The sequence below is a fragment of the Campylobacter concisus genome (assembly GCF_902460595.1).
GTDB classification, from domain to species: domain Bacteria; phylum Campylobacterota; class Campylobacteria; order Campylobacterales; family Campylobacteraceae; genus Campylobacter_A; species Campylobacter_A concisus_BL.
Genome location: NZ_CABPVA010000002.1, coordinates 39,211 through 55,585 on the forward strand (window position 1 = coordinate 39,211; position 16,375 = coordinate 55,585).

A 16,375-nucleotide genomic window follows, 5' to 3' on the forward strand; every position below is an offset into this window, starting at 1 on the left:
AAGACGGCATACGAGATGTCTTAGGGTCTCGGGGGCTCGGAGAGGTGTATAAGAGAAAGCGAATATATAAATAAAAATAAGAGCAACAAGCTAAATTTATCCCTTGACGGCAGATATACCTTTGTGCCTGACGAGCTAAAGGGCGGATATATGACAAAGGCTGGATCGATCACGGCAAAGGTTGAGTATCTCATCTTTGACGGCGGTGCTAGCGAGGCTGCTGATAAAATTTTAGACCACAAGGGCGTGGAGAAAATTTACAAAGATGAAGAGCTGATGAATTTAACCGCTTTTCAGGTCGCAAAGGTCTATTTTAACGCCGTTGCACTAAATTCTCTTATAAATTTAGAGACTAAATTTGTTGATAGCTTTGCAAAGGCTGCGGCTGAAAATGAGTTTTGGTTTGAGTATGGCGAGATAGATAAGAGCGAGTTTGATGCGATAAATTTTACTCTTAATAAAAAAAGAGCCGAGCTAGACGAGCTTGGGCTTAAGCTAGCCGAGCTAAACTCAAGGATAAATTTGCTCTCAAACGGCGAGATCGGCTTTAATGCTGGCTCAAAGATAGTGATGCCTGATTTTAGCAAGGATGATCTAAGCGCCAAGCTTGGGGCGATGGAGCAAGAAAAATATATAAAAGAGCAAGAAAATGAGAAGCAAAAGAGCAAATTTGCTCCAAAAATTTACTTAAAAGATACGCAAAGTGTGAATAATAACAGCTTTAAAAAAGGCGAGAGGACGACTTCGCAGATGGCTGAGGCATACGCTGATGCGAACAAGCCTAGAGTGGAGTTTGAGTGGAAGCTGCCAGATAGCCTAAACCTCAGCAAGCAAAGCCAAACTAAGCGCATAGAGGAGCAAAAGGCCGCACTTGATCTAAGTGATGAAGAAAACAGGATAATGGCTAGGCTAAAGGACCTAAGAGGCGTGATAGAGGGCTTAAGTGCTAGGCTAAATTTAGACTCGCTAAAGCAAGATAACCTTGATAGCGACTTTAATGACCTGCTAAATGGCTATCTTAGCGGCAAGGTAAAATTTGAGCAGTTTTTATTTGTGAGCGAGAAAAATTTTAGCGATAGGGCAAATTTCATCCTAAATGGCGATCTGCTCGAGCTAAACAAGCTTGAATACTTTTTTGAGTGCGCAAGAAATATAAATGAGGTGGTGATAGAATGAATAAACTGATCTTCGTGACCATTTTGTGGGCGTTTAGCTTTAGCTTGATAGGCGAGTTTTTAGCGGGAAAGGTCGATAGCTATCTAGCCGTTTTTGTTCGCGTGACGCTTGCTAGCCTAGTTTTTTTGCCATTTACGAAATTTCGCGGGGTAAATCCAAAGCTCGCCCTTGGCATAATGGCGATCGGAGCGGTGCAAATAGGGCTAATGTATCTTTGCTACTACAACTCGTTTTTGTATCTAAGCGTGCCCGAAGTCGCACTTTTTACCATTTTTACGCCATTTTATGTGACGCTCATATATGATGCGTTTAGCTTTAAATTTAGACCACTTTATCTCTTTAGCGTTGGCGTTGCGGTCTTTGGAGCGCTTGTTATCAAGTATGGCGCGATAAATGAGGGCGTGCTAAAGGGCTTTTTGCTGGTGCAAGGGGCAAATATATGCTTTGGAGCAGGGCAGAGTGCCTATAAGGCGCTTTTGGAGAAGTTTGAAGTCGATCAAAAAAAGGTCTTTGGCTACTTTCACTTTGGGGCGTTTTTTGTCGCTGTCATAGCGCTCATAACCCTTGGCAATCCAGCTAAATTTCATGTAGATCTAACCCAAACTTTGGTACTTTTGTGGCTTGGCATAGTCGCTAGCGGGCTGGGGTACTTTATGTGGAACAAGGGGGCTTGCGAGGTCGATAGCGGCGTGCTTGCCATCATGAACAACGCCCTCATACCAGCGGCTATCATCGTAAATTTACTCTTTTGGCAAAAGGACGCCAACCTAACAAGGCTCATTTTAGGAGCTGCGATAATGTATATATCGCTAATAATTCACAATAAAATCATGAAATTTTATGGCGTAAAGGCTGCATGAGGTTAAATTTAAGATCAAATTTGAGTTATTTAAGCTAAGTAGAGAATTTTTAAAGTATCAAATTTGATCTACTTAAGCGCCTTGCATCTTTACAAGCTGGGCGTTTAGCTGCATTATCTGAGCAAAGATAGCTCCCTTTTTGCTCTGAAGCGAAGCAACCAGCTCTTTTGCGTATGGATTTTTGCTCGCACTTGCCTGTTTTATCGCATTATCAATCTCTTTTAGCTGTTTTTGCAGTTTTTCTAACTGCTTTTTTATGACATCGGCGCTACTCTCGCTCTCATTATTTGCATCGCTAGCTAAATTTGAAGCGTCATGTAAAATTTCGCTCTTATCTAGTTTTGGCAAATTTTTGCTTTTTAAATTTTCATCGTCAGTAGCCGTAGAGCCGTTTTTATTTAAATTTATAAAATTTGAGTTTATCTGCATCGCCTTGCCTTTAAATTTAAAAGCATATCGGCAAATTTAAGTAAAACTTTGACTACGAAAAATTTAGCAAGAAAAGCAAAAACGCTACCACGCCAAAGAGTGGCGGAAGTAGGGCTAGGGATTTAAATTTAACGCAAAAAAGTGTGATGGCGTTATAAAGCAAAAAGACAAATGTGCTTATATGAAGGCTGCCCGAGCTTAGTCTAAAAGCTAGCATTTTGCTTAAAATTTCATCAAAAATGCCACCATATCCAAAGAGGTGAAATAAAAAGCTTAGCGGATAAAATATGCTAAATAGGTAGTTGATAGCCAGCACGCTAAGCTGCAAGAGGCTAATGAGCGGGAAAAAGTAAAGCACCGCAACCTCCATTGCAAAAAAGACATATAAATTTAAAAGTAGCGAGTTTGCCAGCAGGCTAAATTTAGGCGCAAAGTATAAAAGATAGACGTAAATATAAAAGACGCCAAGGCATGAAAAATAAAAGCCAACACTAAAAAGAAGCTGTGGAAATAGGGCGACGCTAAATAAGATAACGCCAAAAAGTGTATAGAAATTTAAGATCTTTATCTTTTTACAGATCATGTAAAAGCCAGCCACGCTCATCAAAAATGCCCGCAAAAAGCTTGCTATAAAGCCGATCATATAAAAGTAGAAACAAAGCACCAAAAATACGGCGATCGTAAAGTCAAAAATGTAAGAGCGATATGGTAGATATCTTGCGTAAATTGGCTTAAAAACGAGCTTTAAAAGAAAAAAGCAAACCGCGCTTATGACGCCAAGGTGATAGCCGCTAATGGCGATGAGGTGCGCCACGCCCCAGTTTGAGACGTCATCTCTTAGCTCGCCAAAGACGTTTGTGCCAAGAAAGAGCGCTGAGAAAAGCTGCGAAATTTTAGTGTTTTCGTGCTGGCTGGAGATGAAATTTATAGCTCTTTGCCTTAGGCTCTCGTCTCTTTTGATAACGGCTCTATCGTAGCTTGGCATGTAAAATGTGCCAGAAAGATAGTCTTTAAAACTAACGTCTATTGGCTGAACGCTAAGCACCACGACGTCATAAAGGCTGATCTCGTCTTTTTTAGAAGCGGTTGTGTAAAAGCTAAAATTTGAGGTGTCGATCCTTATTATCTGGCGTTTTTTGCCGTTTCTCTCTTTGGTGAAATTTACGCTTACTTTGCCTAGGACGTCATGCTCGCCAAGCTCCATAAATGCGCTGTATTCATGAAATTTAAGCACTAAATTTATACAAAAAATAAATAGGCAAAGCAGGAGAAAATAAAATACACGCCTGCTTTTTGGCAAATTTACTCTTTAAATTCAGTTGATTGCACTGGTGTGGTGGCGATATCGCAAAAGCGCGAGTATTGCTTTTGAAAGAGCACGTCGATAGATCCCACTTCGCCGTTTCTGTTTTTGCCAACAATGATCTCTGCGTTTTCCTGAAGCTTGTTAAAAACGTGCTCGCTTTGATAAGGTTTGCCCTCAGCTGCGGCCTTGCTCTTTTTCTCGTTCTCCTCTTGCTCCAGATAGACCTCGTGCCTATAGACAAAAAGGATGATGTCGGCGTCTTGCTCGATCGCGCCTGACTCTCTTAGGTCACTTAGCATAGGGCGCTTGTTCGCGCGTGCTTCAAGGCCGCGGTTTAGCTGCGAAAGTGCGATGATAGGCATATCCAGCTCGCGCGCTAGAAGCTTTAAGCCACGAGAAATTTCAGCTATTTGTATATGGCGGTCGGCGAAGTTGTTTGTGCTCATCATAAGGCCGATGTAGTCGATGACGCAGAGTGAAATTTCAGGATGAGCTGACTTTAGCTTGCGAAGCTGTGTCCTTACTTGGTGGATATTTACGTAGCCGCTATCGTGCACAAAGAGCTTGGCGTGCGAAAATTCGCTGCATGCGTGGCTAAAGTGAGCGAGCTTCTCGTCGTCCAGGCTCGCTGTCATTATCTCTTGAAGTGGGATCGAGGTCTTGTCTGCTAGCATCCTCATCATGATCTGCTCTGCTGGCATCTCAAGTGAGAAAAAGACGATGCCAGCGCCGCTTTTTAAAACGTGCCCCATGAAATTTAGACAAAGCGTCGTTTTACCCATGCCAGGGCGCGCTGCGATGATGATGAGGTCGCCATTTTTAAAGCCTTTTATCATCTCATTTAGCTTTTTAAAGCCGGTGTTTAGTCCGATGATATCGCGCTCGTTTAGGGCCGCTTGCTTTTGCATATGCACGATCAAGCTTTTTATGATATCTTCGCTATCTCTGATGCTACCAGTGCCGCTGCCATCGACTAGCGAGTAAAATTCCTGACTTAGCTCATCGACCATATCGCGGCTAGCTTTGTCCTCATTTACCTTGCTTGGGATGTCGTGGGCGATCTTGACTAGACTGCGTTTGATCGACTTTTCTTTTAGCTCGTTTGCGTATCTTTGGATGTCGATGATCGAGTTTGTGGCCAAAATGCTCGCCATGACGTTGTCATCGTAGTTTTCGCCAAGCTTGTTTTTGATAAATGTCGATGCGATAGGCACGTCACCGTTTAGACAATCAACCATCGCTTTGTAAATTTGCGCGTGAGCCTTTAGGTAAAAGTCCCCAGCCTTTATCGTGTCAAAAATTTCGCCCAAAGCGTCGTTGTTTGCGATGATCGAGCTTAGTATGGCTCGCTCCATGTCAAGGTCGTAAAGGTTGCTAAATTCTATCTCGTTAAGTCTCTCTTTTGCCACTGCTCTATCCTCTGCTCTTTATCTCGTCGTCGATCTCTTGTAAAAATCTATCCACAAGATCGCTCTCAGGTAGCCTTGCCACCACTTCGCCGTGGCGCATGATCATGCCATTTCCCTTGCCAAATGCTATGGCTACGTCCGCGCCCTTTGCCTCGCCGATAGCATTTACCACGCAGCCCATCACTGAGACGTTTAGCGGCTCTTTTATCCCTTTTGTCTTTTCTTCTACGAGCTTTACTGCTGCCATGAGATCAGCTTGCAAACGCCCACAAGTTGGGCATGAGATGATGTTTAGCCCCTCTTTTTGGCGGCCACTATCTTTTAAGATCGCCTTTGCGACTTTGATCTCCTCTTCAAGCTCGCCTGTGATGCTAACTCTCATCGTATCGCCGATGCCCTCAAGTAGTAACCCGCCAAGTGCGATTGCGGACTTGATAGTCGCGTGAAATGTCGTACCTGCCTCTGTTACGCCTAGATGAAATGGGTAGTTTGTCTTTGGACGAAGTGCCATGTAAGCTTGCATAGTGCGCTCGACATCGCTTGATTTAAGCGAAATTTTAATGTCTGTAAAGTCAAAATCCTCAAGAAGCTTGATGTTGTATAAGGCACTCTCTACCATCGCCTCCACCGTGCGGCCGTAGCGGTCTTCAAACTGCTTTTCAAGCGAGCCAGAATTTACGCCTATGCGGATGGGTAAATTTCGCTGCTTGCAGGCATCAACGACTGCTTTTATGTTTTTAGCTGAGCCGATATTGCCTGGATTTATGCGGATAGCATCGACAAATTCGCTAACGATTAGCGCGTAGGTGTGGTTAAAATGTATGTCTGCAACGACTGGGATGGGTGAGCTGGCGACGATCTGCTTTAGCGCGCTGGCGTCCTCTTTGTCAAAAACTGCGCAGCGCACGATGTCACAGCCTGCAAAATATAGCCTTTGTATCTGCTCTAGCGTGCCTTTTACGTCCTTCGTCTTTGAAAATGTCATCGACTGCACGGAGATCGGTGCGTCACCGCCTATTAAAACATCGCGAATTTTTATCTGTTTTGTCGGGTATCGTTGCAAAATTTTGCCTTTAAATTTTATTGGGGATTATAAGAAAAAATGGCTTTTAAAAGGCTTGAAAAATTAATAAAGTTTTTAAATGCAGGCAGTTTGCAATTAAGGCTCATGTATCGTAAATGCAAATTTTAAACTTTCATTCACCCCTAAGAGTTAGCTACTAAAATTTGGCTTCGCTTACAGCTTAGCTCAAATTTTAGAGCCGAAATTACTCGCTTATGAAATTTTAAAATTTATTTGACCCTTATTTGGCTGATAAATAAAATTAGTCTTAATTTTTAATCACATGCAGTGCTTTAGCACTGAAGCATGCACCTCTAACGTCGTCGGGGCTTTACTCGGGCTTCGTCTCGTAACTGCGAGCAGACAGGGGATTGTTAAAGGGGAAGGGGAAGGGAGCTTCTTTGCTTCGCAAGCTCGCAACTGCAAGCAGACCATAATTCAAGCCTCTTCCCCCTTAACAAAGAAATAAAGCTTTAAATTTTAAAAATCCATTTTGCAAATTTTAAAATTCCACTCACTCGCAAGAATTGACTACTAAAATTTGGCTTCGCTTACAGCTTAGCTCAAATTTTAGAGCCGAAATTACTCGTTCATGAAATTTTAAAATTTGTTTGATATTTGCAAGATCAGATGAAATAATTTTACAAATTTTAAAATCTTACTCTCTCGCATTAGTAACTTGCTAAATTTAAAATTTGTTTGATTAAATCGTTTTTTAACTAAAATTTACCGGATCTATATCGATATCGCTAAGTTCGCTTTTACAGAGGTTTGCCGCCTTTAAAAGCATGGTGTGCGAGTTTGAACGAAGCAAAATTTCATATCTAAATTTACCCACAAGATACTCAGCCTGGCACTTGCCGTATCCAACGATCTCTAGCTCATCGCCTTTTAGTGGCTCCAGCCTTTGCACAAATTCGTTCATTGCGCCCTTTGCCGTGCTCTCATCTTTGTGCGAAACGACCACGCGAAGCAGCCTAGTAAATGGCGGATACAGCCCCTCTCGGTAGCTGATCTCCTCCTTTAAAAACGCATCGTAGTCGCTGATATAACTCTCAAAAAACTCCCTTTGTTTGCTTTGGATGATGACCCTGCCAGCTCCGTTTCTGCCGGCTCTGCCAGCTACTTGCATGGCAAGGGCAAGTGTCCGCTCTCTAGCTCTAAAATCAGGAAAATTTAAAAGCTCGTCAAAGCCCATGATGACGGCTAGTTCAACGTTGTGATAGTCATGCCCTTTGCTTAACATCTGCGTGCCAAGCAGGATGTCTATCTTGCCGTCGTTAAAATCTTTTAAAGCCTTTACGAGCTTATTTTGCGTCGTGATCTCGTCTCTATCAAATTTAGCGATCCTAGCGTTTGCAAACTCAGCTTGCAGCCTCTCTAAAAGCTCGCTCGTGCCGATCTTTTTAGCCTCTATCATCTCGCTGCCGCACTGGTGGCAGGTCTTTGGCACGGCCATTTTGTGCTCGCAGTATTGGCACTTTAGCACGTTTTGCTTTTTATAGTAGCTCATGCCGATGCTACAAAATGGACACTTCACCGTCTCGCCGCAGTTTTTGCAGACAAGATATTTGAAATTTGCTCTTGTTGGCAGGCAGATAACGGCTTGTTTTTTGTTTTTGAGCGTCTTTGCGATCTGCTCTTTTAAAATTTCGCTTATGCCAGTCTCACTCTCGTCAAATATATAGCTCTTTTGCGACGCAAAATATGTCCCTTTTAGGCGAAAAGATTCTTGCTTGTAAAAGCTAGTGAGGCTTGGCGTGGCACTACCCAGAACTACTTGCAGGTCAAATTTACTAGTTAAAAAGAGTGCGAGATCCCTTGCGTTGTAGTGGGGTTTTGAGCCTGTGTTTTTGTAGCTATCGTCGTGCTCTTCGTCGATGATGATGAGTTTTAGCCTCTCAAGTGGCAAAAATAGGGCAGATCTTGCACCTGCAATAAGCCTTGCTTTGCCGCTTTTAATGTCTTTTAAAATTTGCTCTTTTTTCTTTGGTGTGATCTTTGAGTGCCACACAGCCACAGCCTCGCCAAAGAAGCTCTCTAGGCGCTTTTGCATCTGCGGAGTTAGTGAAATTTCAGGCATCAAAAATAGCGCTTGGCCGTCTGCGTTTAAAATTTCTCTAATTTTAGCGATGTAAATTTCACTTTTACCACTTCCAGTGTCGCCAAAGATGAGCGAGCTTTTTCGCTCATTTATAAAATTTAGCGCTTCAAGCTGTTTTGGGCTTAAATTTGGCGATTTAAAGTCAGTTTCGCCACTATAAATTTCATCATCAGTAAGGCTTTGTGGTTCAAATAAATTTATAGCAACGCCAAGCTCGCAGGTGTAGTAGTAGGTGATAAATTTAGCTAATGTTGCTTGGATATCGTTTAGTTTAATGGGTAAAATTTCATCAATAAAGCTTGTTTTAAAGCTTGGCTCGCCCACTTCGCGCAGGATGAAGCCAGTTAGGCTCTTGCCTCTAAGTTTTGCAGTGACGGCGCGAAATGGCGCAATATCTAGCTCGCTTTTATATGTGAGCGCAGCTAAATTTACTCCGCTAAATACGACCTCGTAGTATCTCATCACTCAAGGGCGCTGCAAAGTCCGTCGCTGCTCTGGCAGTCAAATTCGCCAGTGGTTTTGTTATAAGTGAAATTTGCTGTTTGTCCGTCTAGTTTGAAGGTATAAGTGGTTGCTCCAGTTTTGTGCCAGCCGTTTTTTGTGCCGCTGTCTGCGATATTTACGCTTATTACTTTGTTGAAAAGTTTATTCCCATCATCAAGTGCGTCTGGATATGCTGGAGTGCCTTTTAGGACGCTATCGTTGTATTTTAGTGAGATGCCGCTTTTTATGGCAGCGATTTGCGTTTTTGCGTTTGCGACTATGGCGTCGCTTCTAGTAAAGAAAAGCTTTGGTATAGCAATAGCGCTTAAGACGCCAAGTATGACGATGACAAATATAATTTCTATTAGGGTAAAAGCTCTTTTTTTCATTTATTTTCCGGTTTTAGTATCTCTTCTATCTCTTTTGTGACGTCCTTTACGACGCGTAAATTTGTGTAGCTCTCGTAGCTCTTTTCGACAAAGGCGTTTATAAGCTCACGAGGCTCGATAAATTTCTTTCCCCCCATAAATTTTTGCCAGTCACGCTCAAAAACTTCAGCAAAATCATCATCAAGCGTTATCGTGTAGTCGCGAGATGATACGGTGAGCGTGATCTGTTTCATCTTTTATGCCAAAAATGCCTAGCTTATCTACCAAGGACAGCTTCGATCTTTTTCATTACATCATCGGCTTCGCTATTTTTCTTATCTAAGTCCTCTTCTAGGCGCATGATCTGGTTGGTTTTTGCCTCATTTTGTGCTTTTAATGTTACGATCTCGTTACGTAGCTCTTCATTTACTCTGCAGACTTCATCGTATTTTGTGATGAGGTCATTTACTTTATCGCTTAGTGTGGTTAAGATCGCATTATCTTCAAACATAAAGGTTCCTTTAAAATAATAATTAATGCCGTATTCTAACACGCAGAGGCTAAATTCTTTTTAAAATTCTCATTTGACAAAGTACTATCTTTGCTATAAAATTCGCCCAAATTTAAAGGTAGTTAATGAGTAAATTTGAAATTTCATCTAAATTTAGCCCAAGCAGCGACCAAACAAGAGCGATAAAAGAGATAGTAAAAAGTATAAAATCAGGCAACAAATACCAAACACTTCTAGGCGTGACAGGGTCTGGCAAGACCTTTACCATGGCAAATGTCATACGTGAGCTAAATATGCCAACGCTCATCATGACGCACAATAAATCCCTTGCCGCTCAGCTTTACAGCGAATTTAAGGGCTTTTTCCCAAAAAACCACGTGGAGTACTTCATAAGCTACTACGACTACTATCAGCCAGAGGCCTACATCCCAAGAAGCGACCTATATATAGAAAAGGATAGCTCGGTAAATGATGAGCTTGAGCGCCTGCGTCTCTCTGCGACGGCTAGCTTGCTAAGCTTTGACGACGTCGTCTGTGTCGCCTCAGTCTCTGCAAACTACGGCCTTGGTAATCCAAGTGAGTATAAAGGGATGGTGGCATATCTTAGTGTGGGCGATAAGATAAGCCAAAGAAAGCTTTTAGAGCAGCTTGTCGATATGGGCTACAAGCGCAATGACAACTACTTTGACAGGGGCGACTTTCGTGTAAATGGCGATGTGGTGGATATTTATCCAGCTTATTACAACGACGAAGCGCTAAGGGTCGAGTTTTTCGGCGATGAGATCGATGCGATGTATCATTTTGACGTGCTTGATAACAAAAGGCTAAAGGACATCTCTAAATTTACACTTTACGCCACCAGCCAGTTCATCTTGGGTGCTGATAGGCTAAAGATCGCGATGAAGGAGATCGAAGAGGAGCTTGATGCGCGCTTAAAAGAATTTAACGAGCAGGGCAAGCTAGTTGAGGCTCAGAGGCTAAAGCAAAGAGTGGAGTTTGACCTTGAGATGATGGCGAGCACTGGCATGTGTAAAGGCATCGAAAACTACGCGCGACATCTGACTGGTCAAAAGGCTGGAGAGACGCCGTACTCGATGTTTGACTACTTTGAGATAAGTGGCGAGGACTATCTGGTCATCGTCGATGAGAGCCACGTGAGTTTGCCGCAGTTTAGGGGCATGTATGCGGGTGATAGGAGCCGTAAAGAGGTGCTTGTGGAGTATGGATTTCGCTTGCCTTCAGCGCTTGATAACAGGCCGCTTAAATTTGACGAGTTTATAAGCAAAAAGGCGAAATTTCTATTTGTCTCAGCTACGCCAAACGAATACGAGCTTGGCATCAGCCAGGGGCACGTCTATGAGCAAATTTTGCGTCCTACGGGGCTGCTTGATCCGATCATCGAGATAAAAGATAGCGACAACCAGGTTGAAGCGCTATTTGACGAGGCAAAGGCGGTGATCGCTAGAGGTGAGCGTGTGCTAGTTACGGTGCTAACTAAAAAGATGGCCGAGGAGCTAAGCCGCTACTATATCGAGCTTGGCGTCAAGGTCAAGTATATGCACTCAGACATCGACGCGATCGAGCGAAATGAGATCATTAGAGGGCTTAGAAGTGGCGAGTTTGATATGCTAATAGGCATAAATTTGCTCCGTGAGGGGCTTGACCTGCCTGAAGTGAGCTTGATAGCGATCATGGACGCTGATAAAGAGGGCTTTTTGCGCTCGACAACGAGCCTTATACAGACGATGGGGCGCGCGGCTAGAAACGTAAATGGCAAGGTGCTAATGTTTGCCAAAAAGATAACTAAGTCCATGAAAGAGGCGATCGATACGACGACTGCTAGACGTAAATTTCAAGATGAATACAACAAAGCTCACGGCATAACGCCACACTCTGCAAGTAGAAATATCGAAGAGAGTCTGCACGTCGAGGACGGTACGGAGATTTTAAGAAAAGGCGCAAATCTGGAAAAAATGCCTGCGAGCGAGCGAGCCGCGATCGTAAAAGAGCTAAGAAAGCAGATGCTTGAAGCGGCGGCGCAGCTGGAGTTTGAGAAGGCGGCGGCGCTGAGAGATGAGATAGCAAAGATGAGAAAACTATAAGCGTTGTCTTTTGTGCATATTTAAATGAGCTTGCTAAAATTTTGCTCGACAGACCATTTGTCTAGTCTGCGCAAATTTTAACTGCGCAACATTTAAATCTATCACAAAATACTGCCGCCCAAAATCCATGGTTCAGCTCCTCATAGCGAAGTCTCGTTGCGAGCAAGGCTAAGCAAAAAACAAAAATTTTCTTGTCTTAGCGGCTTAAATTTATATGTTCTATCTTTGGTCGAAAATTTATTTGTCTTGCAGTTGCGAGCTTGCGAAGCAAAACATTTAAAATCATCACAAGATACTTTGCCTCGATGCTTTGGTAGCTAAAATTTAAATTTCTACGTGTCTATGGTCTGCGCAAATTTTAACTACGCAACATTTAAATCTATCACAAAAATACCACCGCCATAATAGCTCTTTTAGTCTTTAAATTTGCCTTGCCTTTATAGAGGAGCAAAAATTTTCTTCTCTTTGACAAGTTTTGTCTAAATTTCAGCTCGTATAAAATTTCGCCTGCTCAACAAAATTTAAAGCCCAAAAAATAAAATTTACAAAATCATCTCTAAGTGCGAAAAATTGACCGCATCTCTCGTAGCTTTGCGCCAAAGTTGGGCGTGCAAAGGATATAGTCTGTGGCTCAAGGCATTGTCATTTGGCACTATTTTGAACGAAAGAGCTTGGTAAAAGCCGCAGTATTTGAGGCGTCAAAAAGAGGTGGCGAGATCGCCTGTAGGATGAGAGATGACGGCAGGGTTATGCTTGGCGGCAAGACTGTTCTATACGCCGTTAGCGAGCTATTTTTATAAATTTATATCTTGCTAACTGGCTTTAAAAAGTAGCTCGACACCGCGCAGATAAGCGAAACTGCGGCGATAAAGTAAAACGAGTGCGTTAGGCTAAAGATGTCAGCGATCTTTCCGATGACCGTTGCGAATATACCGCCGATTGTTATACTAAGTCCAAGCGTTACGCCAGAGGCTAGGCCGATCTGATTTGGCAGATAAAGCTGTGCAAGGGCGATAGAGGGGCTAAAAGATAGGCTGATGCAGGCACTCACGCAGATGGAGGCTGCTAGAAATAGCGCGTAGCTGTCGATAAAGAGCATTAGCACGACTAGTGGCGCGGCGATGCTTAGGCTTATTTTGATGAGCCTAACTAGGCCGTATCTATCAGCTAGTGCTCCACCAAATAGCGTGGAGATCGCACCTGCGGCGAAAAACATACTTAGATTTACATTTGCAGCCTCTTTGCTAAGGCCAAAAATTTTGATGAGGTAGATGCTAAAAAATGCCGAAAAGCCAAAAGCGACGATCGAGCGTGAAAATATACAGACACAAAGCCTTATAAATGCACCCAGATCGTCTTTTAGAGCGCTTGTTTTTTGCGAAATTTGCTTTTTATGATTGCCCTCTAATGCTTTTATAAATTTGCCCTTTTTGAGGTATAAAAGTGTTAGAAAAATTTGAGGGATTATAAAAACTAGCGTCCCTTTTAGTCCAAAATTTCCCACAAAAACAGCGACTAAAATTGGACCAACTGCAAAGCCCACGTTGCCTCCAAAAGAAAATATACTTATGCTTTTGGCTCTATTTTTGGCGTTTGAGGCGTAGTTTACGATCCTTGCGGCACTTGGGTGAAAGAGCGCGGCGCCGATACCGCTTATCATCACGCAGACCAAGATGAGGTAGTAGTTTGTGATAAAGCCAGTGAGGCTCATGCCCCCGCCCGCAAGCAGCAGTCCAAGCGGGATGACGTATGGTAGCTCTTTTTTGTCGCTTAGGCGGCCGATTAGTGGTTGGATGAGCGAGCTTGCTAAATTTGTGGCGGTCACGAGCGAGGCGGCCGTAGCGTAGTCGTAGTGGTAGCTCGCGATGAAAAATGGCAGCATCGCGCCAAGGGCACTTTGATTTATGTCGCTACAAAAGTGCCCAAGCCCCATTAGATACTTTAAATTTTCCGCCTTTTTCATCTAAAATAGCCCTTTTAAAAGCCCCTTTAAATTTTGTTTTTCGCCGCTTGCGTCATCATCTTTGCCAAGCTTTTTATCTAAAAATCTACCTATCTCTTTTTTGACCTTATTTTCGAGATATTGCGATCTGACGTCGTATTTTAGCTTGTCTGTCGTGCCTGAGATTTGCACGTTTAGATCGGTCTTTTCTAGCCTGCAAACAAGCGGCGCGTTAAGCATTTTTGTAGCGGTATTGTAAGTGCCGTTTGCAACCTTTATGTCGCTCTTTGGCGAGCTTAAATTTACGTTAAAGACGACGTTATCGCCCTTTATATCGCCATAAATTTTGCCGTCTTTGTAAATTTCTTTTGTGATGTCCTTGCCGGTAAATATTTGGATGTTGTTTGTGAGATTTGTGCTGGCTAGGTGACCCTCTTTTAGCAAGATGTCAAATTTACCGAGCTTTTGCTTCGTCTCGTAGTCAAATTTAGCATCGCCGTTGCCATCATAAAGATGATCTAGCCCCAAAGTCTGCGTTAGCCCTTTGACCTCAAAGTTTTTTAGCACCGCATCAAGCGCGCCACCTTTGTAGTTTGCCTCTAGTTTTCCCTTAAATAGATCATCTGAAGTAGCTTTCACGCTTAGATCATCCACTTTGCCATTTGCCGTTACGAGGGCTGCAAATTTACCGTGAAGCTCGCGGCCAGCTAAAAATGCAAGCTTATTTAGCTCTGAAACTACCGCTTGAAGCTTTAAGTTAAGCGTGCTTTTGCCCACATCAAAACTGCCATCTATGCCCTTTATATCAGCTAGCGAGCTAAGAAAGTCGCCACTAAATTTTGCCATATCGCCTTTATAGTCTAGGCTCAAATTTGAGCTAAATTTCTCGTTTTCAGGGAATTTTTTATCAAGCATTTTGCTAAGCGCTGCGGCGTTAAATTTACCATCATTTAAAGCGATCGTTGCGGAGACGCTTGGACTTTTGCTAAAGATATTTTGCCCCTTTGCTTGGACATTTGTCTTAGCATTTGCCAGCCTGTCGTTGCCGCTAAGTGCCAAGATCTCTCCCAACTGCGCCTCTTTTAGGTTAAGATCAAGATTTTCATTTTTTATGGTGGCGTTTAGCTTGCCAGCAAAGGCATTGCCGCCTAAATTTAGCTCATCTATCTTGCTATCTTTGAGCTTCACATCGCCCGCAAGCGCCATCTTTGAGCCTACCTCAAAGCCACTAACCGCTTTAAATTTCTCAGGGTCGCTAATGAGCAGGGCAAATTTGCTAAAAATTTGGCTGTTTTTTAGGTCATAAACGCCCTTTACATCCTTTAACTCGCCAAGGTCACTAAGCACGTTTGCGTCAAAATTTACAAGCTCACCTTTTGCGGTGGCACCGCCTTTTAGCTCAAATTTAGCCGCATTTTTAAGCTTTGCAAGACCATTATCTATAAGACCGTTTTTTATCTCAAATTTAGCCTCGCCTGCAAGCTTTTTTAGCTCGTCAAAGCCACTAAAATTTGCATTTAAATTTATCTGCCCGTCTGCGTAGCTAGGCTGCATAGCAAGCGCTAGAAGCTCTTTTATCTTGATGCTAGTTGCATTTAGGGCTAAGTTTTTGCTATCAAAATTTGCATTTATCTTGCCGCCAAGCCCGTTGATCTCAGCTTTTAGGTTTTTAAGGGCATTTTCTTGCATTGTAATTTCGCCGTTTGCATCCACAGCGCCACTTAGTTGCTTGCCTAAGAGCTTGCCAAAAAGGGCAAGATCAGGCACATTTAGCGAAAAGTCGCTCTTTAAATTTTTGCTAGCTAGATCATAGATCGTCTCATTTGCTTTTAAAGTGGCTTCAGGTGCGATGATGATGGTTTTTGCGCTCACTTTTTCATTTGCAAATTTAGCATTTACGCCGCCTTTAAAGCTTATATCTTTTGCTAAATTTAGCCCAAATTCATTTTTAAGAATTTCTTTGTTTATCGCTGCATCGCTAGCTAAAATTTGAGCGTTTATGATGGGTTCATTTTTCTCATCAACTCCTTGCATATTGCTCGTTAAATCAAGCTTGCCGCTAGCTAAATTTGGCTTTTGCGCCAGAGCTGATATCTCAGAAAGCTCGATGTTTTTAGCGTCAAGATTTAGAGCTTTTGGCAGGTAATCTTTTAAATTTGCGTTTAAATTTATATTTGATCCAAGCGCCGTGCCAGTTGCCGTTAGCTTGAAGTCGCTAAATTTGCCAGCCACATTTGCTTTAAGAGCGACGTCCTTTTTTAGCCCAAGCTCGCTAGCCTTTGCCTTGTTGGCATTTATATCTATGTTTAAGCTCATACTTTGAGCAAGCAAGGATAGATCGCCATTTGCCTTTAAATTTATGGCGTTCATCACGGTCGCTTCTAAATTTAAGGTGCTAAGCCCAAGGTTAAAGTCTTTAAATTTGACATCGATACCACGAGCGAGTGCCTCTTTTTCTATTTTGCTGGCTATAAATTTATTGCCAAAAGAGCTAAAGATAAAGCCAAAGATGCAAGCTACTATGAGCACAAGCGCGCCAACTATGTAGGCTACTTTTTTCATAAAATTCCTTTATATTAGTTTTACATATCATAAAACTTTAGTCACTTAGACTAAAGTTTT

General features: G+C 42.7%; 14 protein-coding genes. 4 read left to right on the forward strand and 10 right to left on the reverse strand.

What is annotated here, in order from left to right:
* Positions 1–123: 123 nt before the first annotated feature.
* Together F3G86_RS04940 and F3G86_RS04945 are read left to right on the forward strand one after the other, a co-directional pair.
* A complete protein-coding gene (locus tag F3G86_RS04940; protein WP_508610351.1) occupies positions 124–1,176 on the forward strand; it encodes a hypothetical protein in 1,053 nt (350 codons plus the stop codon).
* On the forward strand, positions 1,173–2,036 hold the full coding sequence (locus F3G86_RS04945; protein WP_149723174.1) for an EamA family transporter: 864 nt from the start codon (positions 1,173–1,175) through the stop codon (positions 2,034–2,036). The genes F3G86_RS04940 and F3G86_RS04945 overlap by 4 nt, the downstream gene beginning before the upstream one ends.
* Before the next feature lie 72 nt (positions 2,037–2,108).
* On the opposite strand, the gene F3G86_RS04950 is transcribed toward F3G86_RS04945, so the two are convergent.
* The 8 genes from F3G86_RS04950 to F3G86_RS04985 form a co-directional block, all read right to left on the reverse strand.
* Complete coding sequence (locus tag F3G86_RS04950; protein ID WP_149723175.1) at positions 2,109–2,465, reverse strand: hypothetical protein; 357 nt, start codon at positions 2,463–2,465, stop codon at positions 2,109–2,111.
* A 52-nt stretch (positions 2,466–2,517) separates the two neighbouring features.
* Positions 2,518–3,765, reverse strand: coding sequence for a ComEC/Rec2 family competence protein (locus F3G86_RS04955; protein WP_149723176.1), 1,248 nt, complete (start codon positions 3,763–3,765; stop codon positions 2,518–2,520).
* A gap of 2 nt (positions 3,766–3,767) precedes the next feature.
* The gene (locus F3G86_RS04960) at positions 3,768–5,180 is read right to left on the reverse strand and encodes a replicative DNA helicase (RefSeq protein ID WP_149723177.1); all 1,413 of its coding nucleotides are present in this window, start codon (positions 5,178–5,180) and stop codon (positions 3,768–3,770) included.
* Between the two features lie 4 nt (positions 5,181–5,184).
* Positions 5,185–6,243: a flavodoxin-dependent (E)-4-hydroxy-3-methylbut-2-enyl-diphosphate synthase gene (gene ispG, locus F3G86_RS04965; protein WP_149723178.1), complete on the reverse strand. Its 1,059-nt coding sequence runs from the start codon at positions 6,241–6,243 to the stop codon at positions 5,185–5,187.
* 715 nt (positions 6,244–6,958) lie between these two features.
* Entirely contained in the window at positions 6,959–8,809 is a 1,851-nt protein-coding gene (locus F3G86_RS04970; protein WP_149723179.1) for a primosomal protein N', read from the reverse strand.
* Positions 8,809–9,219 carry a type II secretion system protein gene (locus F3G86_RS04975; RefSeq protein WP_087583073.1) on the reverse strand — a complete coding sequence of 137 codons (411 nt, stop codon included), beginning with the start codon at positions 9,217–9,219 and terminating at the stop codon, positions 8,809–8,811. The genes F3G86_RS04970 and F3G86_RS04975 overlap by 1 nt, the downstream gene beginning before the upstream one ends.
* Complete coding sequence (locus F3G86_RS04980; protein ID WP_009293636.1) at positions 9,216–9,452, reverse strand: hypothetical protein; 237 nt, start codon at positions 9,450–9,452, stop codon at positions 9,216–9,218. The genes F3G86_RS04975 and F3G86_RS04980 overlap by 4 nt, the downstream gene beginning before the upstream one ends.
* Positions 9,453–9,475: 23 nt before the next feature.
* Positions 9,476–9,709: a hypothetical protein gene (locus tag F3G86_RS04985; protein WP_002940382.1), complete on the reverse strand. Its 234-nt coding sequence runs from the start codon at positions 9,707–9,709 to the stop codon at positions 9,476–9,478.
* A gap of 125 nt (positions 9,710–9,834) precedes the next feature.
* Between F3G86_RS04985 and uvrB the strand changes: the two genes are divergently transcribed.
* Both uvrB and F3G86_RS10450 read left to right on the forward strand, forming a co-directional pair.
* Positions 9,835–11,811: an excinuclease ABC subunit UvrB gene (uvrB, locus tag F3G86_RS04990; RefSeq protein WP_149723180.1), complete on the forward strand. Its 1,977-nt coding sequence runs from the start codon at positions 9,835–9,837 to the stop codon at positions 11,809–11,811.
* A 626-nt stretch (positions 11,812–12,437) separates the two neighbouring features.
* Entirely contained in the window at positions 12,438–12,611 is a 174-nt protein-coding gene (locus F3G86_RS10450; RefSeq protein ID WP_188116427.1) for a hypothetical protein, read from the forward strand.
* A gap of 2 nt (positions 12,612–12,613) precedes the next feature.
* Here F3G86_RS10450 and F3G86_RS04995 read toward each other — a convergent pair whose 3' ends face one another.
* Together F3G86_RS04995 and F3G86_RS05000 are read right to left on the reverse strand one after the other, a co-directional pair.
* A complete protein-coding gene (locus F3G86_RS04995; protein ID WP_149723181.1) occupies positions 12,614–13,774 on the reverse strand; it encodes an MFS transporter in 1,161 nt (386 codons plus the stop codon).
* Positions 13,775–16,315, reverse strand: coding sequence for a translocation/assembly module TamB domain-containing protein (locus F3G86_RS05000; RefSeq protein ID WP_149723182.1), 2,541 nt, complete (start codon positions 16,313–16,315; stop codon positions 13,775–13,777).
* Between the last annotated feature and the right edge of the window lie 60 nt (positions 16,316–16,375).